Source organism: Gammaproteobacteria bacterium (genome assembly GCA_016705365.1).
Lineage (GTDB): Bacteria > Pseudomonadota > Gammaproteobacteria > Pseudomonadales > UBA5518 > UBA5518.
On sequence record JADIYI010000009.1, the window covers coordinates 292,855 to 315,025 of the forward strand.

At 64.4% G+C, this 22,171-nt stretch carries 16 protein-coding genes; 8 read left to right on the plus strand and 8 right to left on the minus strand.

Translation table 11 applies throughout. The features are described 5' to 3' along the window. The first annotated feature begins 7 nt into the window (after positions 1-7). Genes IPF49_19470 through IPF49_19480 form a run of 3 tightly spaced genes read left to right on the plus strand, consistent with a single transcriptional unit; the run spans position 8 to position 3,259 of the window. Positions 8-1,504, plus strand: coding sequence for an HAD-IB family hydrolase (locus tag IPF49_19470; GenBank protein ID MBK6289767.1), 1,497 nt, complete (start codon positions 8-10; stop codon positions 1,502-1,504). Beyond that, positions 1,501-2,502, plus strand: coding sequence for an NAD(P)H-dependent glycerol-3-phosphate dehydrogenase (locus tag IPF49_19475; protein ID MBK6289768.1), 1,002 nt, complete (start codon positions 1,501-1,503; stop codon positions 2,500-2,502). Before IPF49_19470 ends, IPF49_19475 begins: the two co-directional genes overlap by 4 nt. 34 nt (positions 2,503-2,536) lie before the next feature. Then, positions 2,537-3,259, plus strand: coding sequence for a hypothetical protein (locus IPF49_19480; GenBank protein ID MBK6289769.1), 723 nt, complete (start codon positions 2,537-2,539; stop codon positions 3,257-3,259). A gap of 50 nt (positions 3,260-3,309) precedes the next feature. Here the strand turns inward: IPF49_19480 and gabT are convergent, their stop codons facing one another. From gabT to IPF49_19495, 3 genes are all read right to left on the minus strand, one after another. Then, entirely contained in the window at positions 3,310-4,590 is a 1,281-nt protein-coding gene (gene gabT / locus IPF49_19485) for a 4-aminobutyrate--2-oxoglutarate transaminase (GenBank protein ID MBK6289770.1), read from the minus strand. A 115-nt stretch (positions 4,591-4,705) separates the two neighbouring features. Next, a complete protein-coding gene (locus IPF49_19490; protein ID MBK6289771.1) occupies positions 4,706-4,942 on the minus strand; it encodes a class I SAM-dependent methyltransferase in 237 nt (78 codons plus the stop codon). Positions 4,943-4,967: 25 nt separating this feature from the next. Then, positions 4,968-7,958, minus strand: coding sequence for a transglycosylase domain-containing protein (locus tag IPF49_19495; GenBank protein ID MBK6289772.1), 2,991 nt, complete (start codon positions 7,956-7,958; stop codon positions 4,968-4,970). Positions 7,959-8,527: 569 nt separating this feature from the next. Here IPF49_19495 and IPF49_19500 point away from each other — a divergent pair. Both IPF49_19500 and IPF49_19505 read left to right on the plus strand, forming a co-directional pair. Continuing rightward, positions 8,528-9,073, plus strand: a complete 546-nt coding sequence (locus tag IPF49_19500; protein ID MBK6289773.1) for a glycine zipper 2TM domain-containing protein — start codon at positions 8,528-8,530, stop codon at positions 9,071-9,073. Between the two features lie 187 nt (positions 9,074-9,260). Next, the gene (locus tag IPF49_19505; GenBank protein MBK6289774.1) at positions 9,261-10,439 is read left to right on the plus strand and encodes a P1 family peptidase; all 1,179 of its coding nucleotides are present in this window, start codon (positions 9,261-9,263) and stop codon (positions 10,437-10,439) included. 9 nt (positions 10,440-10,448) lie between these two features. Here the strand turns inward: IPF49_19505 and IPF49_19510 are convergent, their stop codons facing one another. Both IPF49_19510 and IPF49_19515 read right to left on the minus strand, forming a co-directional pair. Then, entirely contained in the window at positions 10,449-12,455 is a 2,007-nt protein-coding gene (locus IPF49_19510; GenBank protein ID MBK6289775.1) for an amidohydrolase family protein, read from the minus strand. Between the two features lie 21 nt (positions 12,456-12,476). Next, a complete protein-coding gene (locus IPF49_19515; protein MBK6289776.1) occupies positions 12,477-13,400 on the minus strand; it encodes an alpha/beta hydrolase in 924 nt (307 codons plus the stop codon). A 154-nt stretch (positions 13,401-13,554) separates the two neighbouring features. Here IPF49_19515 and IPF49_19520 point away from each other — a divergent pair, with 154 nt between their 5' ends. Further along, entirely contained in the window at positions 13,555-15,018 is a 1,464-nt protein-coding gene (locus IPF49_19520; GenBank protein MBK6289777.1) for an NAD-dependent succinate-semialdehyde dehydrogenase, read from the plus strand. 1 nt (position 15,019) lies between these two features. Here IPF49_19520 and IPF49_19525 read toward each other — a convergent pair whose 3' ends face one another. Further along, the gene (locus tag IPF49_19525; GenBank protein MBK6289778.1) at positions 15,020-15,376 is read right to left on the minus strand and encodes a hypothetical protein; all 357 of its coding nucleotides are present in this window, start codon (positions 15,374-15,376) and stop codon (positions 15,020-15,022) included. 344 nt (positions 15,377-15,720) lie between these two features. Between IPF49_19525 and IPF49_19530 the strand changes: the two genes are divergently transcribed. Both IPF49_19530 and IPF49_19535 read left to right on the plus strand, forming a co-directional pair. Beyond that, positions 15,721-16,731 (plus strand): cytochrome-c peroxidase, encoded by a 1,011-nt coding sequence (locus IPF49_19530; GenBank protein MBK6289779.1) that lies wholly within the window; start codon positions 15,721-15,723, stop codon positions 16,729-16,731. A 305-nt stretch (positions 16,732-17,036) separates the two neighbouring features. Then, on the plus strand, positions 17,037-18,830 hold the full coding sequence (locus IPF49_19535) for an aminopeptidase P family protein (protein MBK6289780.1): 1,794 nt from the start codon (positions 17,037-17,039) through the stop codon (positions 18,828-18,830). Between the two features lie 65 nt (positions 18,831-18,895). Here the strand turns inward: IPF49_19535 and IPF49_19540 are convergent, their stop codons facing one another. Continuing rightward, a complete protein-coding gene (locus tag IPF49_19540) occupies positions 18,896-19,912 on the minus strand; it encodes an alpha/beta hydrolase (GenBank protein MBK6289781.1) in 1,017 nt (338 codons plus the stop codon). 155 nt (positions 19,913-20,067) lie between these two features. Next, the gene (locus IPF49_19545) at positions 20,068-22,140 is read right to left on the minus strand and encodes a TonB-dependent receptor (protein ID MBK6289782.1); all 2,073 of its coding nucleotides are present in this window, start codon (positions 22,138-22,140) and stop codon (positions 20,068-20,070) included. Positions 22,141-22,171 lie beyond the last annotated feature (31 nt).

Consider the following 22,171-nt stretch of genomic DNA (forward strand, 5'->3'; position numbering starts at 1 on the left):
AACGGCCATGTATGGTCATCTGACCGAGAGCATCGACCGCAGCGCGGCGGGCCCGCATATCGGTGCCCTGTTCGATCTCGACCGCACCCTGCTGGAAGGCTTTTCGGTGTTCGCGTTTCTCCAGCAACGCCTGATGAGCGGCACCATGACACCGCGCGAAATGCAGGCCAATGCCGCGGCGTTTGCCAACTACAGCCTCGGCAAGACCGGCTTTTCCGGGATGCTCGCCACCACCACCCGCGCCCTGCGCGGGGTTGCCGAAAAGAGCCTCGAAGAGGTCGGCGAGGACACCTTCGAGAACAATCTTGCTTCGCGGATCTATCCCGAGGCACGCGCGCTGGTCGAGGCACACCGGCGCAAGGGCCATACGCTGGCAATCATATCCTCGGCCACCCGCTACCAGATCGCGCCGGTGGCACAGGAACTCGGCATCGAACACGTGCTGTGCACCCGGCTCGAAGTCGTGGACGGGGTGTTCACCGGCGAGATCGTGCCGCCGCCCTGCTGGAAGGAAGGCAAGGCGGAAGCCGCGCGCGAACTCGCTCGCACGCACGGGCTGAAACTGGAGAAAAGCTATTTCTACACCGACGCCAGCGAGGATCTGCCGCTGCTCGAGATCGTCGGCCACCCGCACCCGCTCAATCCCGATCGCGAGCTCGCGCTGATTGCCGAGCGCCGTGACTGGCCCGTGCATCGCTTCGCCAAACGCAAGACCGGCTTCAGCGAGACGCTGCGCACCGGGCTTGCCTACGGCGGCATGCTGCCGGCCATCCTGGCCGGCGTACCGGTGCGCCTGCTGGGAGGTTCGGCGCGCCAGGCGGCGAACGTGACCATTGCGACCTGGTCGGATTTTGCCAGTGCCGCGATCGGGCTCGATATCCGCATCATCGGCCGCGAGCATCTGTGGTCGCGGCGCCCGGCGGTGTTCGTGTTCAATCACCAGAGCGCCGCCGATGTGATGATCATCGGCCGGCTGCTGCGCCAGGATTTCACCGGCATCGCCAAGATCGAAGCCAGCCGTGCCCTGCTCTCCGGCACCCTGCTGAAAGCAGCCGGCACCGTGTTCATCGATCGTGCCGATCGCGGCAAGGCGCTCGAGGCGCTGCAGCCCGCGGTCGAGGCGCTGCGTAACGGTACCTCGCTGGCGATCGCACCCGAGGGTACGCGCAGCGAAACCGCGGCGCTCGGCGCGTTCAAGAAAGGCGCCTTCCACATGGCCATGCAGGCCGGCGTACCGGTGGTGCCGATCGTGATCCACAACGCCCTTGATGTGCAGCCCAAGGGAGAAAGCGTGTTCCGCCCCGCCACGGTCTACGTGGAAGTGCTGGCGCCGATCGCCACCACCGGATGGAGTGCCCGCGGCATCGACAAGCACGTGGCCGAAGTGCGCGACCTGTTTCTGCGCGCGCTGGGTCAGCCAGCCGGGCCGACGCCACCAAAACGTCGCGCGCCGCGCAAGGCCGCGGCAAGATCCGTCACCAGACGCAAGGCAGCACGCACATGAAACTGAAGGTCGGATTGCTGGGGGGCGGATCCTGGGGCACCACGGTGGCCTCGATGGTGGCGCGCAACGCACCCGCCGTGCTGTGGGCGCGCGACCAGGCCACGGTCGAGGAAATCAACGCCCATCACACCAACGGTAAGTACCTGCCGGGCGCCAAACTCCACGACAACCTGCAGGCGACCGGCGATATCGCCCTGGCCAGCGCCAGCGTCGACGTGGTGGTGGTCGGGGTGCCCTCGCAGGGATTTCGCAGCGCGCTCGAAGCCATCCGCGGCCATATCCGCCCGTGGGTGCCGGTGATCAGCCTCAGCAAGGGGCTGGAGGTGGGCAGCGGCAAGCGCATGACCGAGATCATCGAGGAGGTGCTGCCCGGACATCCGGCCGGGGTGCTGACCGGACCCAACCTGGCGCGCGAGATCATGTCGGGTTTCGCCGCCGCCGGGGTCATCGCGATGGAAGACCAGATCATCAACCGTTCGCTGCAGGGCCTGTTCAGCAGCGGGCTGTTCCGCGTCTATACCAACGACGACGTGATCGGCTGCGAACTCGGCGGGGTGCTGAAGAACGTGATCGCGATCGCGGTCGGCATGGGCGACGGACAGGGCGCCGGCGACAACACCCGCGCGGCGCTGATCAGCCGCGGACTGGCGGAAATCACCCGCCTGGGGGTCGCGATGGGCGGCAAACCGAGCACCTTCGCCGGGCTGGCCGGCATCGGCGACCTGGTCGCGACCTGCACCAGTGCCCAGAGCCGCAACCGGCACGTGGGCGTGGAACTCGGCAAGGGGCGTCACATCGACGAGATCATCGCCGGGATGTTCATGGTCGCCGAGGGCGTGAAGAGCGCACCGGTAGTGATGGCGCTGGCGGAAAAGTACGGCGTCGACATGCCGCTCACCCGCGAGGTGTTCGAAGTGGTGCAGGGACGCGGCAACGCGCGCAGGGCGTTCCGCGGCTTGCTGCGCACCTCGGCGGGCGCCGAATCGGAGGCCGGCTGATCCGCGTATGTCTCGCCATGGGGAGAGAGTTCGGGTGAGCGCAAGAGCAATCGCCCACCGCAAGCGCGAGCAATGGTTCTTTGCACTGATGACCGGCTGCGCCGCGCTGCTCGTGTTCGCGGGTTTTGCACCGACCTATTATCTGAAACGCTGGTTCGCCGCACCCGGACTCGGCACGCTCGCGCAGGTGCACGGCATCGTGTTCAGCGCGTGGATCATGCTATTCGCGACCCAGGTCGGACTGGTCGCCACGGGACGCACCCGCATACACCGCCGGGTGGGTATTCTCGGCGCGGTGATCGCGGCCGCGATGGTGGTGCTCGGCATCGCGCTCGCGATCCAGAGCGCGCGCGCAGGGCACACTCCGGTACCGGAGCTGCCACCACTGTCGACCATGGCGATACCGTTATTCAATATCACCGGCTTCGCGGTGCTGGTCGGCGTCGCGCTGCAACTGCGTGGCGATGCGCAGGCGCACAAGCGCCTGATGCTGCTGGCAACGATCACGGTGGTGACACCGGGAATCGCGCGCCTGCGCTTCGATTTCATCCGCTTTGGTGGCCCGCCGGTATTCTTCGCGCTGACCGACCTGATGGTGCTTGCCTGCATCGCCTACGACGCATTTACCCGCGGCAAGGTGCATTCGGCCTGGCTGCGCGGCGGCCTGCTGCTGGTGTTGTCGCAGATTGCACCGCTGGCGGTTGCACAGACCACACCCTGGCTGGCGTTCGCCGGCTGGCTGGTGGGAACCAGGTAAACGTCCGCCTCGCCAGCCGTCCGACAACTCCGGGATTGCCGCCTCGAGAGCTACGCCGCGGTATCGCGTATGGCGCGGGCAAGCAAATCCAGGCCCTCGTCGAACACCGCATCGCTCACGGTGATCGGCACCAGCACCCGGATCGTGTTGTAGTACACGCCGCAGCTGAGCAGCATCAGTCCCAGTTCGGCGGCACGCGCGGTGATGGCCCTGGTGCGATCAGCGTCCGGTTCACGGGTTCCGGGCTTCACGATCTCGAAGGCCATCATTGCTCCGAGGCCGCGGATCTCGCCGATGCCGTTGGCGGTCTGCGTCGCGAGTTGCTCCATATATGCGCGAAAGTTCGCACCGAGCCTGGCGGCACGGGCCAGGATGTTCTCCTCGCGGATCACGTCGATGACCGCGCAGGCAGCGGCGCAGGCGATGGGGTTACCGGCATAGGTGCCACCCAGTCCACCCGGAGCCGGCGCGTCCATCACCGCGGCGCGGCCCACCACACCCGACAGCGGCAGACCGCCGCCGATGGATTTCGCGGTGGTGATCAGGTCGGCCTGCACATCGTAGTGCTCCATCGCGAAGAACTTCCCGGTACGCGCAAAGCCCGACTGCACCTCGTCGGCGATCAGCAGGATGCCGTGCTGGTCGGCCAGTTCGCGCAGCGCGCGCATGAACTCCGGCGGGGCCACCGTGAAGCCGCCCTCGCCCTGCACCGGCTCGATGATGAAGGCCGCAACCCGGGTAGCCTCGATATCGCTCTTGAACAGGTGCGCGATGTCACCCAGCGCGTCCTCGACGCTGACCCCGTGATAGGGATGCGGGAACCGTGCATGGTGGATGTCGGCCGGGAACGGTCCGAATCCGAGCTTGTAGGGCACCACCTTGCCGGTCAGTGCCATGCCCATCATGGTGCGCCCGTGAAAGCCGCCGCTGAAGGCGATGATTCCCGGGCGCCCGGTCGCGGCGCGCGCGATCTTGACCGCGTTCTCGACCGCTTCCGCTCCGGTCGACAGCAACAGTGTCTTGGCCAGGCCCGCGATCGGCGCCAGCTCGTTGAGCTTTTCCGCGAGCTCGATATAGGGCTCGTAGGGCATGACCTGGAAACAGGAATGGATCACGCGCGCGAGTTGTGCCTCGATGGCCGCCACCACCTTCGGATGACGATGACCGGTATTGAGCACCCCGATGCCACCGGCGAAATCGATATAGCGCTTGCCCTCCACATCCCAGATCTCGGCATTCAGCGCGCGATCGGCAAACAGCTGGCTGGCGCTGCCCACACCGCGGGCAACCGCGGCGCTGCGCCGGGCCCAGAGTTCTGCGTTGCTGCTCATGTTCGATTCCTCGCTTGGTTGATGCGTGATGGTAAGTCCGGTCTTCCGGGGCCGGCAACACCACCGCGGGGGTATGATCATGAGGTAATATCGCCACATGCGGCGAAATGACTCGTCATCGCGCCCCGAGCAAGGGCCAGGCACGCTCGATGCGGGCGTGCCAAGCCATCAGGGTACGGTCATAGTCGGCCCCGAAATTGTGCCAGTCCTCCATTGTCAGCAGGCCATCGGTGGCCTGCGCAATCTGCCTCATGCCGGGCAGTTCACCATTCAGGAAAATGCTCCTGCTGAGCCACGGATTCGCGGCGTCCGCCGCCCCCGAGGTTTTTGCGCCGATGGTGTGCAGCAGCATCAGGCCGTCGCGCGCACTGCAAGCGTCACGAGCCGGCGGATACGCCGGGCGCCGGATCGGGCGCACGTTCGAGCAGCGGCGCCAGCGTCGGCATCAGGGCTCCGAGCAGGCGTACCGGCAGGCCGCTGGTGAATTCGTATTGCGCCGCCTGGGCACCGGGGACGAAAGCCGTGATCGTGCCATAGAAACGGTCATCGATCATGAACACGAAGGTCGCGACCCGGTTGACCACGCGCGAGGAAATCAGTCGTCCCGGCGAGGCGTATACCTCGAAACGGTGATCGCCGGTACCGGTCTTGCCGCCAACCAGGTGGCGCGTGCCATCGGGGCGTTTCACATATCCGAGCAGGGCACGCGCGGTGCCGTTCTCGGCGACGTCGATCAGCGCCGCGCGTGCAACAGCGGCAATGTCCGCGTTCAACACCGGCTTACCCTCGGCCGCTGTAGCCTCGAAGGCAGTTTCGTAGGGCGTGTCGGCGGCAAAGTGCAGGCCCTCGATCAGGCGTGCCGGAAAACGCATGCCACCATTGACGATGATGCCCATCAATTCCGCGAGCGCCGCGGGCCGATCGCCGGAACTGCCGATCGAGGTCGCGATCGAAGGGGTCAGCGAGGCGAACGGATAACCGAGCCGTTGCCATTGCTGGTGCAATTCCTGGAAGGCTTCGATTTCCAGCAGGTCGAGGATGCGCCGGTCCTGCGCTTTGCGCCGGCTGGTTTTCATCAACCAGCGATAGACCTCCTGGCGCACATCGGCAGAGGCGGCGATCGCTTCGTCCACGCGCGCGCCCGGGTGGCCCAGCAGGTAGTCGATCAGCCACAGCTCCAGCGGATGCACACGCGCCAGGTAGCCACGGTCATTGAGATTGAATTTCTCCGGTGGATAGCGGTTGAACAGGCTGTCGAGCGCGGCCGGGGTGTATTGCTCGTCGGGCACATAGCGCGCCATCCACGGCGCAAGGTCGGCGGCTTGCATGTCCGGCCATACCGAGCGCAGCGCAACCACCACCGCACGCGGCGTGACCCGCACCCCGTCGAGCAGGGTGCCGAGAGCCTCGTCGCGGGTCTTGCCACGGTATTTCTCGTAGAAGCGACGCAGGAACACCGTGCCTTCGCGATCGGCGAAACGGCGCAGATAATCGCCGCGCGCGGGATCGGAGGCATTCTCCAGCAGCCGTGCGGTGGTCGAGGGTGCGCGGTACATGTAATGGTCGATGACCTCGCGCATCACACGAATGAACACCAGGTTGACCGAACGCCGCAGCGCCTCGGCAACCGTGAGCACCCGCCCGTTGTCGGCGCGCTCGAAATTGGCGAAGGTGTGCACCCCGCCCCCGGTATAGAATCTTTGTGCCGTGCTGGCCGAGTACTGGCGCCGCATTGCGCTCTCGAGCGTCGAGCGCAGATCCGCACCGCGATTTGCCTGCAGATGCGCGATCACCCAGGCGCTGAGCCGATCACGCGGATGCACATCCACGGCTGCGAGCTCGGCGCTCGACATCACGCGGTAGCGATCGTACGCGCCGGCGATCAGCTCCAGCCAGCTGATCAGCGTGCGCAACTTCGCGGTCGAACCGAGATCGAGCTTGGCGCCGGCATTGATATCGAGCGGCTGGTCGAGGTTGTCGGCGTTGATGCGCAGACGGTTGTATCCGTGTCCGCGCTCGTAGAGCGTGAGGCTGTAGATGACCTTGCCCGGATCGTTGGCCCGCAACAGCCGCGCGCCGGTCAGGCCGAGTTCCGTGATGACTTCAGGCTTCGCGAGCGAGCGCAGGAAATCGGCCACGCCGCGCTGCACCTCGACATCGAGCGAGGTGCGCACCGACAGATCGAGGCGATCGAGCTCATACAGGCTGCGTACATCGAGCAGCGACAACAACCTGGTGCGCGCAAGATTTATACCCTTCTGGCGAGTGAAGTCGATTACCGGCGACGCACCGGCACGCTTGCGAATCTCGAGCGGCACCGCCAGCGCCGCATCCGCGAGGCTGCGCGCAATCGCGCCTTCGCTGGCCATGCGCCGCAGATAGCTGTTGGTCAGATCGGCCAGTGCCGCCGTGTCCTGTCCCAGATAGTAGCTGGGACGACGCACCGAGAGAATCAGACTCAGCGCCTGCTTGTAATAACGCGCACGCTCGGCAAGCGGCGCATCGGCGCTGGCGAGCACACGACTGACCTCGCCGAAATCGCTTCCGTACCAGGCCTGCAGTCCGTCACCGAGACTGCTGACCTCGCCAAAACCCGGTTGCGCGGCGAGCGGCAGCGAATTCAGATAATCCAGCAGCAGCCCGCGGCGCGCCGCCAGGGTATAGCGGCCCTGGCTGTAGACGCGCAGACTGGCCGCCGCCATCTGGTAGAGCTTGTCACGGGGTTCCCGGGTGATGCCGTCAGGGGCATGGCGGAATTTCTCGAGCTGGGTGGCGAGCGTGCTGGCACCGATAACCTTGTGTTCGCGTCCCAGTGTCTTCAGCCCCTGCTGGGCCACCGCCATCGCGAGCCGCTCCCAATCGACCACCGGGTTCATGGTCGGACGCGATTCGTCGAGCAGTTCGCGATCCTCGACAAACAGCAGTGCCTGGACCACCAGTTGCGGTATCGATTCGTAGTCCGGGTAGACCGTGCGCGGGTAGCGTGCTTGTTGCACCACCGCACCATTCATGTCGCGCAGTTGCAGCCCGGTCTGGTTTTTCTCGGGGTAGACATTGAATACACCGTGCGCGGCAAGTTCACTGAGACGACGCGAGGGAACCGCCTGGCGTTCGATGACAAAACCGTTTTGCAGCAAGCGCTGCCGGAATGCGGGAAGACCGGCGTAACCCAGGCGCTCGTCCCAGGGGCCGCGATCCGGCGGCAGCGGCTCGCGCGCCGGGCCGCTTTCGACATGGAAACCGATACCGGCGGCAAAATCAGCCAGCCAGCGCGATTGCCAGGTCGCATTGCGCAGCTCGTCATGGGCAAAGTAGCCGAGCGCGAGCAATTCGCCGAGCAGGATCACGCCCAGGGTGATCCGCAACACCGGCCCCAACAGGCGCCGCCACAGGCTGCGGCCAGCGCGCTTTGGGTTCCGCGGATGCGCACCAGGGAGCTTTTTCCCCGGCGCCGGTGCCACGCCTTTGCTGGAGTCGTTCCGGGTACGGGGCGGGGGCACGCGGTCAGCGGTCACGAATAGGTCTGCGTCGGGTGAGAGGTGTATGCCCATAATAGACCGGCATGCCGGAGCGCGCGAAAATCAGGGCATACTCACATCAAGGGCAAATGCATCGACAGATTTATTTCCTTGTTGACGGCGCGGCCTCGCGGCTGCGCGCCGCTCCCCTGACGCCGTCGTTGTAACCGATCTGTTCCCGGCTGGCCGTTCGGCATTCATTCTCCGAAAGGCTGGCGCAACCTCCCGGGAAGAACAGGGCAAACAGCAACACTGGCCGACGCATAACTGCTCCTTTGTTCACGACCATGGATATCCCGTGATCGCCATCACGCTTTGTGCGCCACGATAATCCGCCGTGTGGCATGTTTGGTCCTTTTGCCGCTTTCGCAGCCTCAGCGCCTGCTAGAATCGACCCTGTCACTCAAAGAGGAATCCGCATGAACAAATCATTGGTGGTTGGCGCCCTTTTTGGCGCCGCCGTTGCAACGGCCGCCGGCGGATTCGCCGGCTACAAGATGCTCAGCACGCCCGAATACGCCGACGTGGTGGCCGTGACCGCTGTAACCGAACGGGTGGAAACGCCGCGCGAGGAGTGCCACGACCAGGTCGTGACCCGCAAGAAGCCGGTCAAGGACCAGCACAAGATCACCGGCACCGTGATCGGTGCGGTCGCCGGTGGCCTGCTCGGCGATGCGATCGGCGGCGGTGGCAGCAACACCGCGGCCAAGGTCGCGGGCGCTGCCGCAGGCGGTTACGCGGGCAACAAGACCCAGCAAAAAATGCAGGAGAACGCCACCTACCAGACCACCGAACGGGTGTGCAAGACGGTGGTGGATGTCAGCGAGCGTACCGTCGGTTACGACGTGCAGTACCGGATCGGGGAGACTCCCGGTCAAGTGCGCATGGACTACGACCCCGGCAACAGCATCCCGCTGCAGGACGGCCAGCTGGTCATCGCGCGCAGCGCGGCACAGACGCGCTGAGGCAAAAAAGGCGGGCGCGCCCTGACCCGGGGCTGAGACGATCGCGGTGTGCATCGCGGTGCTCGCGACGGTAACCGGCGCCGCGTTGCGCGATGTCGGTATCCGGCTTGGCCTCGCGCTGCGCTGGGCAATCCGCCGCCGCGCGGCGTATGCTGGACACTCCTCGCCGCACATCGGGCAAGCCCACGTGAACAAGAACCGGCTGTCCCTGCTGGTTGCCGGCACCGCGCTGCTGTGCGCGGCGCTGGCGGCGGATGTTCAGGCGCGTGCCCGCGACCTCGGGATTCCGTTCGAGGGCACGCCCGGAGCGCTCGACGCCATCACCGATGTGCGCGGCATCGAGGTTGGCCACCACACCCTGATTTCCGGCGCAGCCAATGCACCCGACGGCGGACCCGTGGTGCGCAGCGGCGTGACCGCCATCCTGCCACGTGGGCGCAACAATCCGACGGATGCGGTGTTTGCCGGCTGGTTCAGCCAGAACGGCAACGGCGAGATGAGCGGCACCACCTGGGTCGAGGAATCCGGGCTGATGTACGGCCCGGTGATGATCACCAATACCCACAGCGTCGGCGTGGTGCGCGATGCGGTGATCGGCTGGGCGCTCGATCGTTTCGATATCGACACCGAGGACTGGTGGTCGCTGCCGGTGGTGGGCGAGACCTGGGACGGCTGGCTGAACGATATCAACGGCTTTCATGTGCACCCGGAACATGCGCGCCTGGCGCTCGATGGCGCGCGCGGCGGCGCCGTGGCCGAGGGCAACGTCGGCGGCGGTACCGGCATGATCTGCTACGAATTCAAGGGCGGCATCGGCACCGCATCGCGCCTGGTGCAGGACGAGTCCGGCAACTACACCGTCGGCGTGCTGGTACAGGCCAATTTCGGCAGCCGCGAACAACTGCTGGTTGCCGGCGTGCCGGTCGGCCGCGAGATACCCGAGGAGCCGGCTTACGCGGGCCTCGCCGCGAAACGCAGCGACCGCGACATGGGCTCGATCATCGCGGTGGTCGCGACCGACGCGCCGCTGCTGCCGCACCAGCTGAAACGCATCGCGCGGCGCGTGAGCATGGGCATTGCGCGCACCGGCAGCGTGGCCAGCAATTCCTCCGGCGATATCTTTATCGCGTTCTCCACCGCCAACGAGGGCGCGGCACTCGCGAGCGGATTGCCGGCGCTGAAGATGCTGCCCAACGAACGCATCACGCCGTTCTTCGAAGCCACCGTGTACGCGGTGGAAGAAGCGATCATCAATGCGCTGGTCGCGGCCGAAACCATGGACGGCTACGCCGGCCATCGCGCGATCGAATTGCCCGAGGAACGGCTGCGTGCGGTGCTGCGCACGTACAACCGCCTCGACGAGTGAGGCGCCGGATCAGGGACGCACCAGCACCTCTTTCCCATCGAACACGACGCGCAACACCTTCGTGTCGCTGATGCGCCAGGCATCGCCGCGCTCGGCGAGCTGTACCAGGTTCTGGTCGAGCACGATCAGGTCGGCTTTCTTGCCGGCCTCGATGGAACCCGTCAACGCTTCCTGCCCGAGGGCGCGGGCGCCGTTGATGGTGTAGGCCGCGATCGCCTCATCGATGCTCAAGCGCTGGGCCGCATTGAGCACCACTTCGGTTGCGCGCTCCGGATCGGCGCGCGTAACCGCCTGCTCGAGATTCACGAACGGCCGTGGATCACGCTGATCGACCGGGGCATCGCTGCCGGCGGCGACCGTGCCGCCGTTGGCGATGATGCCGCGCGTCGGGTAGACATTGTCCATGTAGTAGCCCGGCTTATAGAGATCGGCCGCCCCGCCCTCCAGCTGCTCGATAAACGGAATCACCGACATGTCGTAGGGCAGGTTCGGCTCCGACCAGGCGTGGGTGAACGTGACGACCAGCCCGGCATCGCCAATGCGCTTCTGCTCGTCCGGGTGCACCAGCTGGGCATGAGCGATCGAGTGCGGGCGGGCCGGATCGATGGCCGGAGATCTTGCGAGTGCATTGACCGCCACCCGCACCGCGCGATCGCCGATGGCATGCATATGCACCGAGAAGCCGGCCTTGCTCATCGCATCGGCATACGCATCGATGAAGGCTTCATCGGCTTCGAGCACGCCGCGGCTCACCGTGCACTGGGCAGGATGGAATCCGTTTTCTGCGACAAACTGCGCCCCGAGCTTTGGATCCGCGAGTGCCGCCCCTGCCTGCTGGCAGGCCACCGAGCCGGTATCGACGTAGCCCGTGACATCGAAAGTCCCGCTCTCCGGATCACCGCCGAATATTGGCTGGCGGTAGGGCTCGAGCACCGCGGCATTGGGCAGCGTGGGCGGTACCGCCAGCGGATTGCCCTCGATCACGCCATCGACAAAGATCTTGACCGCATCGGCGCGGATGAGCTTGCTCTCGCGCGCCATTTTCTCGCGCAACGCGGTGAATTCCGTGACCACCGCGGGGATGTCGTCGAGCCCCGGGCGCGCCATGATGTCGTCGAAACCCTTGATCAGCGCGGCCCGCATGCGGAAGTGCATCTGCCCGGAATCCTCGAGCGTGCGGAACCACTCGAGGTGGGCGGGATCGGATGCCGCATCCATGATCGAGGTGATGCCCTGCTCGCGGAAAACCGTGGCGATCGCCGGCATCAGCGTCGCGGGATCTCCGATCTGGAAAAAGCCCGGCGCACCGAGCAGACCGATCGCGCCCTCGGTCAGGCCACCACTCGGTTCACCGTCGCCATCCACCCCCACCAGTTCACGCTGACCGGCAAAGACACCCGCAAGGGTTTCCCTGGAAAATCCGATGGCCTGGCCGCTGGTATCGCGCGCCCGCGCCAGGGCCAGCGAATTCGCCGCCGCGTGGTGTCCGTCATTGCCACGCAACAGGATCGGGTGTTCACTCGAGGCCGCATCGAGCGCGCTGCGCAGCGTCGGGTATTGCGCATCCGGATCGTTGCCAATCGCAAAGCTCCACTGCGGCACTACCATCCATTCACCCGGCGCGATCCGGTAACGCTCGATGCATTCCTGCAAAAAACCGACCAGCGCCGCGAGCGGCATCGGCTCGCTCGCCAGGTCGCAGATATCGGGCTGCACCACGCCGAGCGGATGCACGTGCGCATCGTGCAGCCCGGGCATCATCATGCGGCCCTCGAGATTGACCATCCGCGTATCCGCGCCCTTGTAGGCAAAAGCATCCGCGTCACTGCCCACGAACTCGATGCGGTCACCGCGCAACGCCACCGCCTGGGCGATATGACGCGCGCCATCCACCGTGTAGACATAACCATTGTGGTAGATCGTGTCGGCCACCGGCAGCTTCGGCTCCGGTTCCGCACATCCGCCAACGACAAGCCCGAGGGCCAGCAACAGGGCTCCGCCAAGATTACGCATCATGTACTCCCGTTGTCGTGAGGCTCAGGCAGTTGCCGGAGCGATATGGGCATCGAGCCAGCGCAGCAGATCCGCGCTCGCCTGTTCGCGATTGGTTTCGTTCAGCAGTTCGTGACGCGCCCCGGCGTAAAAACGCCAGGCCACGTTGCGCAGACCCGCGGTGGCGTAGCGACGCAACAGTTCCTGCAGCGCGCCGAGGTTCTGGTTGATCGGGTCGCATTCGCCGGCAAACACGTACAGCGGCAATTCCTTGGGGATCGTCAGGAAATCCGCCGCGTGCTTCGGGATGCGATTGTGCTTGATCATGTCGAGCCAGGCACCCGCGCTCAACTCGAAACCACACAGTGGATCGTCGATATATGCCTGCACCTCCTGGTGATCGCGGCTCAGCCAGTCATAATCCGTGCGCGGGTTCTCGATTCCCTCATTGACGCCCGCCCCCATCATCTCGGCCATCACCCGACTCGGCGTCTCGCGTCCGTTGGCCGCGACCTCGGCCTCGATCAGCGGCACCAGCTCGCTGAAACCATCGATCAGCGCGGAGCCGCTGAGTATCGCGGCATCGATACTGTCGCCATGTTCGGCAATGTATTGCTGGGTCATGATCGAACCCATGCTGTGACCCAGCAGCACGACCGGTTCACCAGGGTGATAGTCGCGCGTCCTGTTGACCAGTTGGTGAATATCCGCCACTGCGCGATTCCAGCCGTCCTGGTCGGCGAATACACCGAGCTTTGCGGCCTGTCCGGTGCGTCCGTGTCCGCGATGATCGAGTGCAGCCACGCCGTAGCCAGCCTTGTTCAGCACCCCGGCCGCGCGCGCATAGCGTCCCGCGTGTTCGGCCGCGCCATGCGCGATCAGCACGATGGCGCGGCGCTTCTCGATAGGCCAGGCAGTGAAAAAAATTTCCGTTTGATCGGCGGCGGAAACAAAACTGGATTCGAACATGCAGGCACCGTGTCCTGGTCAGGGAATTCACGCCAAAGCATAACAGCTCCGGCGAAAGAGAAGGCTGATTTGCGTGAGCCCAGGATGGTTCAAATATATCGATTGCGGTGATTGGATCAATAGCTAAACTGTGCCCACAATCAGGAGACTACCCATGAATCTGATGCTCAAGGATCCTTCGCTACTGCGCACGCAGGCCTTCGTCGATGGCCGCTGGATCGACGCCGACGGCGGCGAACTGCTCGCGGTGTTCAACCCCGCGACCGGCGCCACGGTGGCCGAGGTCGCCAAATGCGGCCAGGCCGAGACGCGCCGTGCCATCGAGGCGGCCGAACGCGCGCAGAAACCCTGGGCCGCGCGCACGGCCAAGGATCGCGCGGTGCTGCTGCGCAAGCTGTTCGACCTGATGATGGCGAACCAGGACGATCTCGCGCGCATCCTCACCGCCGAGCAGGGCAAACCGCTGGCCGAGGCGCGCGGAGAAATTGCCTACAGCGCGAACTTCGTCGACTGGTTCTCGGAGGAGGCCAAGAGGGTCTACGGCGATACCATCCCGGCACCCGGCACCGACAAGCGGATCGTGGTGATCAAGCAGGCAATCGGGGTGGTGGCCTGCATCACGCCGTGGAATTTCCCCAGCGCCATGCTCGGGCGCAAGCTCGCACCGGCGCTCGCCGCCGGTTGTGCGGTGGTGTGCAAACCGGCCAACAACACCCCGCTGTCGGCATTCGCGATCGCGGCGCTGGCCGAGCGCGCCGGTTTCCCGCCCGGCGTGATCAACATGGTGTGCGGACGCACCCGCGAGATCGGCGACGAGATGTGCGCCAACCCGGCGGTGCGCAAGCTCACCTTTACCGGCTCGACGCCGGTGGGCAAGGAACTGATGGCAAAATGCGCCGCCACGGTGAAGCGCACCTCGATGGAACTCGGCGGCAACGCCCCGTTCATCGTGTTCGACGATGCGGATCTCGATGCCGCGGTCACCGGCGCCATCGCCTCCAAGTATCGCAACGCCGGCCAGACCTGTGTCTGTGCCAACCGCATGCTGGTGCAGGACGGCGTGTACGAGGCTTTCACCGGCAAGCTTGCCGAGGCAATCAAGCAGTTCCGGCTCGGCGACGGCAGCGAGGACGGCATCAACATGGGCCCGCTGATCGACGAAGGCGCGGCCAACGACGTGCTGGCCTTCGTGGAAGACGCGGTTGCCAAGGGCGCAAAAGTGCTGGCTGGCGGCGGCCGCGGGGCACTCGGCGGCAGTTTCGTCGAGCCGACCATCCTCACCGATGTGAACCAGGACATGCGCGTGTTCCAGGAAGAGATCTTCGGCCCGGTCGCGCCGATCTTCCGCTTTGCTACCGAACAGGAAGCGATCGCGCTGGCCAACGACACGCCGTTCGGGCTGGCCTCGTATTTCTACGCGCGCGACATCGGGCGCATCTGGCGGGTCGCCGAAGGCCTCGAGTACGGCATCGTCGGCATCAACGAGGGCATCATCTCCACCGAGGTCGCACCGTTCGGCGGCATGAAGGAGTCGGGCTCGGGGCGCGAGGGATCGCACTACGGCATGGACGATTATCTCGAGATCAAGTACCTGTGCATGGGCGGTATCGACCAATGAGTCACCTGCCAGGCTCGCCCCCCGATTGTCTGCGGGTGAAGAAAACCTCGAAGCTTTGCTTGGCGACTGCCTGGTAATAGATACCGTAGAGCCGATCGGATGCCGGATCGTAGCGCAGGTCATAGGTCGAACCGGCATAGCCGCCGGCGCGCAATTCGAAAAACACACGCAGCTTCGCACCATCCGGTACGGCCAGCGCCCGGGAAAATGGTAGCGGATCCGGATTGAAATACATCGCATCGAGCCTGCCATCGACATCGGCAGCGCGGATCACGATCCGGTAACCGCCATCAGGTCGAACCCACTCGCCCTCGAGCACGCGACTGTCGACTTTGCCTCTGACCACGGGCGAGGCCATCGGTTGCGCCGCCACGCCGGGCACCGACATCAATCCAAATACCAGGACAAGAACCTGGAGGGCTCCAGCCTTGACCATCTTTTCGGGCCATCGCAACACGTCCGTTTCTCCCGCAACACGGCCAAGATCGCGCAGCTTAACACCCGAGCGCGCCGGCAGTCGGCGCGGAACTACCGGGCCAACGTAGTCGGCGCTGGATGATTCGTCCGCCACGGGACAGGCAGGGGCCTTTGTCCAGGAAACTCTTGATCTGGATCGTCCGGGTGGCACTTGCGGTGCTGGTCCGGCAACGGCTCGGCCAGCATAATGAGCGTAGGGATTTTCGTGCCGCCAGGGAGCCACTCATGAAACGCAACATGCTTTTTATCGCCATTGCGACGATGTCCATCGGTCTCGCCCAGATCGCCCCACCGGTTTCCGCGCAGGAGCCGATTCAGCCGATCAAGCCCGCACGCAACATCGACCTGGGGCTCACCGAGCTTGGCAAGAAGCTCTACTTCGATCCGCGTCTGTCGAAATCCGGCGTCATTTCCTGCAATTCCTGCCACAACCTGTCGATGGGCGGCACCGACAACATCCCCAGCTCGGTGGGCGACCAGTGGCAGCAGGGCCCGATCAATTCGCCAACGGTGCTGAATTCCAGTCTGAACATCGCGCAGTTCTGGGACGGCCGCGCGGCCGACCTGCAGGCGCAGGCCGGCGGGCCCATCGCCAACCCGAAGGAGATGGCGTTCTCCCACTCGCTGGCCGTGGATGTGGTGGCATCGATCCCGGGTTATGTGCGCGAGTTCAGGCAGGTCTTCGGCAAGGACACGATCACCATTGACGATGTGACCCAGGCCATCGCGGAGTTCGAGAAGACGCTGGTAACGCCAAACTCGCGTTTCGACCAGTGGCTGCTGGGCAAGAAAGATGCGCTGAGCACCCAGGAACTGGCAGGCTACAAGCTGTTCAAGGATAGCGGTTGCATCGCCTGCCATAACGGCGAAGGCGTGGGCGGCAACTCATTCCAGAAGATGGGTGTCGTGGAACCCTACAAGGCAACCACGGATGCCGAGGGGCGTTCGGCAGTGACCGGCAAGGATTCCGACCGCTTCAATTTCAAGGTGCCGACGCTGCGCAACGTCGAGCTGAGCTACCCGTACTTCCACGACGGCGCGGCCAACACACTGACCGAGGCAGTGGACACCATGGGGCGCCTGCAACTCGGTCGCAGGTTCACGGCGCCGGAAAACGCCAGCATCGTCGCATTTCTGAAGACACTGACCGGCGATCAGCCACAGCTCATCCTGCCGATCCTGCCACCCTCGACAGACCAGACGCTGCGGCCGACGCCATTTCCGTCAAGGAGTTGAGGGCGCAGGCCCGGATTGATTGCGCCATAGCAGAGGTTCGATCCGCAGCGATCCATTAACCAGGCCGCCAACCGCGGCATCGCGCGCGGCGGCGGCATTCATTACATCTCCCGGCAGCAGCCAATCCTCTTCCGGCAACGGCATGCCACAAAACGTGGTCGCTCGCGTGACCACGCAACTGAGCGGCAAGGTTTTGTGTCCATGCGGATTCCGAACGCTCGCCTTCACACGCTGCGCTCGAATTCCCCCTGTAACCACTCGAGCGGATCGAAGATAATCCCGCGCATTCACACCAGGGGCAAGCCATGGATACACCGCAGATCCGCGCGCGGCTCGGCGCCGTGCGCTGCGCAATGCACCGCGCTGGCATCGATGCGCTGATCGTGCCGCGTGCCGATGAATACCTCGGCGAATACCTTCCCCCACACAACGAGCGGCTGCGCTGGATCAGCGGTTTCAGTGGCTCGGCGGGCGTGGTGATCGTGCTCGCCGACAGCGCGGCGATCTTTGTCGACGGCCGTTACACGGTTCAGGTGCGTCAGCAGGTGCCGGCCGATCTGTTCGAGTTCCTGCACCTGGTCGAGGAGCCGCACGCGCGCTGGCTCGGCAAACGCCTCGGTGCCGGCAAACGGGTCGGCTACGATTCGCGCCTGCACACGCTGTCATGGCAACGCCGGACCAGCGAAGTGCTCGAGGAATGCTCCGTCGCACTGGTAACGCTGGAGGAGAACCCGATCGATCGTGCCTGGCACGACCGGCCTATACCCGAAATCCATCCTGCCGTACTGCTGGACCAGCGCTTCACGGGGCGTGCAAGCCTCGACAAGCGGCGTGAAATCGGGGCGCTGATCACGGGGAAAGGTGCCGACGCGGCATTGATCTTTGCCGCCGATTCGATTGCGTGGCTGCTGAACATCCGCGGCAGCGATGTGCCGCATATGCCGGTGGTGCTCGGTTATGCCCTGCTCGCGGCGGACGGCGGCATGCGGTTTTTCACCGATATCGCAAAAATTCCGCCGGGTTTTGAAGCGCATGTCGGGCCGGGTGTCGAAGTCCTCGCGCAAGCCCGATATGCGCAGGCTCTGGCATCGCTGGGTGGACAGAAAATCCTCGCCGATCCCGATACCGCCAATGCCTGGTGCCAGCTGCTGCTCGAGAGTTCGGGTGCCCGCCTGATTGCGACGCCCGATCCGGTGCTGCTGCCCAAGGCGTGCAAGAACGCCGCCGAGATCGACGGCATGCGCCGCGCCCATATCCGCGACGCGGTTGCCGAATGCCGCTTTCTCGCCTGGCTGGATGCCGAAGTCACTGCGGGGCGTCTACACGACGAGGCAATGCTATGCGAGCGCCTGTTCGAATTCCGCGCCGACGACGAGCTGTTCCGCGACCTGAGCTTCGATACCATCTCGGCCGCCGGCGGTAATGCCGCGATGTGCCATTACCGGCATTCGGATACCGATCCGGGGCGACTCTCGATGAACAGCGTCTACCTCGTCGACAGCGGCGCCCAGTATCTCGACGGTACCACCGATATCACGCGCACGGTCGCGATCGGCGACCCCGGCGCCGAGATCAGGCGTCTTGCAACATTGGTGCTGAAGGGGCATATCGCGCTCGACCAGGCGCGCTTCCCCAAGGGCACCACCGGCACCCAGCTCGATGTGCTGGCGCGCCAGTACCTGTGGCAGCAGGGCTTCGACTATGACCACGGCACCGGGCATGGCGTCGGCAGCTTCCTGAGCGTGCACGAGGGGCCGCAACGCATCGGCAAAGGCTGGAACGCGACCGCACTCGCCCCCGGCATGGTGATCAGCAATGAACCGGGTTATTACAAGGCCGGTTGCTATGGCATCCGCCACGAGAACCTGCTGCTGGTCACTGAACTCGAAGTACCCGCCGGCAGCGACCAGCCCATGTACGGCTTCGAGGCGCTCACCCTGGTGCCCTTCGATCGGCGCCTGAGCGACCGCACGCTGCTCGATGCCACCGAGATCGCATGGCTGAACCGCTATCACCGGCGCGTCGCGACGACCATCGCTCCGCTGCTCGACGGGAGCGACCGCGAGTGGCTGCTCCAGGCAACCCGCGCCCTGGATTGAATTAAACGGGGTCAGTTAAACGGGGTCAGAGTCAATTTCTTTTCAGAAATTGACTCTGACCCCGTTTAATTCTTGCCGGCCAAGTGCCGGCTGAGAAAGCGGTCGAACTCCTGCCGCATCTCGGCCATTTCCGGCGCGTCGAAGCCGAAGCCACCGTGCGGCATCGCTTCCCATACATGCAGTTCCGCGGCGACATCCGCATTGCGCAGGGCGCGGTGCATGCGCACGCTGTTCGACAGGAACAGGTCGCGCGTTCCGGTCTGGATGAAACTGGCGGGAAAGCCACGGCCGAAATCGCCGAACAGCGGCGACATCAGCGGCTGACGCAAATCCGCGCCATTCGCATACTGCGCGATCTCCTCGGCCAGGCGCCCGGGCAGGGCATTGTCGATGTCCTGGTTGGTGAAAAAGCTGTCACCCGACTCGGTGAGATCGCACTGCGGCGTGAACAGACCGAGTGCCGCCGGCAGCGCCAGCCCCTGATCGCGCGCCTTGAGCACCGCGGCCGCCGCGATGTTGCCGCCCGCGGAAGCGCCCGACAGCGCGATCCGCGATGCGTCATGCTGCTGCAGGGCCGCACCATAGACCGCGACCACATCATCGATGGCCGCCGGAAAGGGATGATCCGGCGGCACGCGATAATCCACCGACCAGGTCTCGCAGCCGCTCTGCATCGCCAGCAACCCGGCTTCGGCACGCGCGTACGCACCGCCGAAGTAGAGCAGTGCGCCACCGTGCACCACGATGCGCAACCAACTGTCACGCCCGGGGCGCGGCCTGACCGGTGTCGCGACATGAACCACCACGCCGGCAATCTCACGCGTCTCGATCCGCGCGCGCCCCGCGCACAGCGCAAGCATCTGCGTGACGCGCGGCGCGCTCGAGGCGTTGACCGTCTCGATATGCCGGCGCCACTCCTGGGTGGCATCCGCTGCCGGGCGCGGCCCCAGTTCCAGGCGCGGCATTGCCAGCATGCGCCGCGCCTCGGCACTGACGGAGGACGGCAGTGGAATGCAGCGCCGCCCCAGGTGCAGATTGCCCTCGGCATCGAGCCGCGCTGCCTGATCGTCGTCTTCGCTCATGATGCTGCCTCACCGGTACCGTCGTTGTCGTAACCCTAGCGAGGGCACGACATCGGCGCAAGCTGTTGCGATGCGGCAGCGGGCACAACGACCACCACGCAATCACATACGGTGAGTCCCGAGGCGTTTGCCAGGGATCAAATGGCGCGCTTCGCCTAGAATTCCATGCGCAGGTCGACCCCGAAACTGCGAGGATCGCCAAAGCTGCCTGTCTGGAACTGGGCGTAATCGATACCGAAGATCTGGTAGTCCTCGTCAGCCAGGTTTTTGCCCCACACTGCAATGCTTGCATCAACGCTTTCAAATGGCAGTTCGCTCAGTGTGATGCGCGCATTGACGAGCGCGTAGTCATCAGCCTGCGTCGTGGCGGAGTTCAGGGGAGAGAACGCGACTTCGTCTTTGTAGGTGGCATCCAGTCGAACCGCGACCGTCCCGATAGCGATAGGCAAAAATCTGAATTCGATGAAACCCGAGGCGGTGTTCTCCGGCATGTACGGAAGGGCGGCAGAATCGGTGACATCGATCTGCCCGTAAACGAACTCGTTGATCTCGTAATCGAGATATCCGTAACTCAGCCCGAGAGTCAAACCTGCCACCGGACTCGCAAGAAGCTCGACCTCTGCACCCCAGATATCAGTACTTCCCACATTCAGCGCGGTACTTTCGCCGGCGACGTACACGATTGACTGCATGTCCTCGAATTCCGAATAGAACAAGGCCGTGTTCAGGCGCAGTCGATGCTCGAACCACTCGGTCTTGGCACCCAACTCGTAGGAAACAACAGTTTCTTCGTCGGCCGGGGTGGAAAACGAGGCCGCGGAGGAACGCACGTTGAAGATGCCGGCGTTATAGGCTTCCGCCACCCGCAGATAGACATTGACGTCTTCGCTCGCCTGAAAGTCGATGGTGCCCGCCGGACTGAAGTGATTCCAGCTCTTCTGGCCCGGCATATCGGCGGGCACACCGTTATGCACGGTTTTGTGGACATCCTTGTCGTCGTCCGTGTAGCGGCCACCCAGGGTAACCCGCAATCTGTCATCAAGAACCGGCAAGGTGTAGGTGGCTTGTCCGTATACGGCCATCGATTTGTTGTCGATGGTGAAGGTCTTCGAGGTATCGTTGAAAAAAACAAAGGGGGCCAGGGCATCGTAATACAGCGAGCCGATCGTTGATTCGGTTCCCTCTTCGTCGAAATAATACAATCCCGCCACATAATCCAGACGGCCATCGAGGGTGGTACCCACCGCTTGCAGCTCCTGCGAAAACTGCTCGTCGTCCCGTGTGCCATAGACGTTGTAGAGCCCGCCCGTACTCATGGCGCCGGTGGAAAGCAATCGCGCGGTGAACTCGACCGGTGTTCCGTCGAGGTCAGGGTCGTACTGGAGATTGCTGTCGCGATACCCGGTAATGGACTTCAACGTGACATCACCAAGATCCCACGTGGCAACAAGAGTGTGGGCATCAATCGTGATTTCATCGCGCCCGGCGGTGTCGAGCGAAAAACGCTCCAGGCGTTTGCGCCGCGACGCGTATCGATCGGCACCCATCGAGGGGGGAGCGTACAGGAGCTGGTCCTGGCGGGAGGTACCATTGCGGTTGATGTGATCAAAGGCATAGTCGATGACGATGTCCTCGTTCAGGTTCCAGGCCGCGGCGAAACGAAGGGAATCGCTATCCACCTCGCCAAGGTCGTGCGGGCCCGCAACCCGATCATTGACACGATTCGCCCAGCCGTCGCTCATGGTCTTCAGATAGCTGAATTTCAGATTGACGCTTCCCAGTTCCCCCAGCTCGGACGGATTCAGGTCGAGCACGGTCTTCGAGCGGAATCGTCCATACTCACCAAATCCGAGTTCCTGTTTCAGGCCGAGCTCACCTGTCGGCTTGGTGGTAATCACGTTGATCGAACCGCCCGTGGTGTTCTTTCCCCAAAGTGTTCCCTGGGGACCCCGCAGCACTTCGATCCGCTCCAGGTCGAGTTCGAATACCGTTGCCGTATTACGTGCCACGTAGACGCCGTCAACATAGAGACCCACCTTCGGGTCGATGGCCGCGGATGGTTCGGCACTGCCTATGCCACGCAGCGTTATGGCGGTCCCGTTGGTGCCGGATTGCGGCATGATATTCAGATTCGGCACGTATTCCCCGATCGCGGTGAAGTCCGTCGCACCGATTGCCTCGAGGGCGGAGGACGAGAACGCCGAGACCGCGACCGGGATGCCCTGCAACCCCTCCTCGCGCTTCTGCGCGGTAACCACG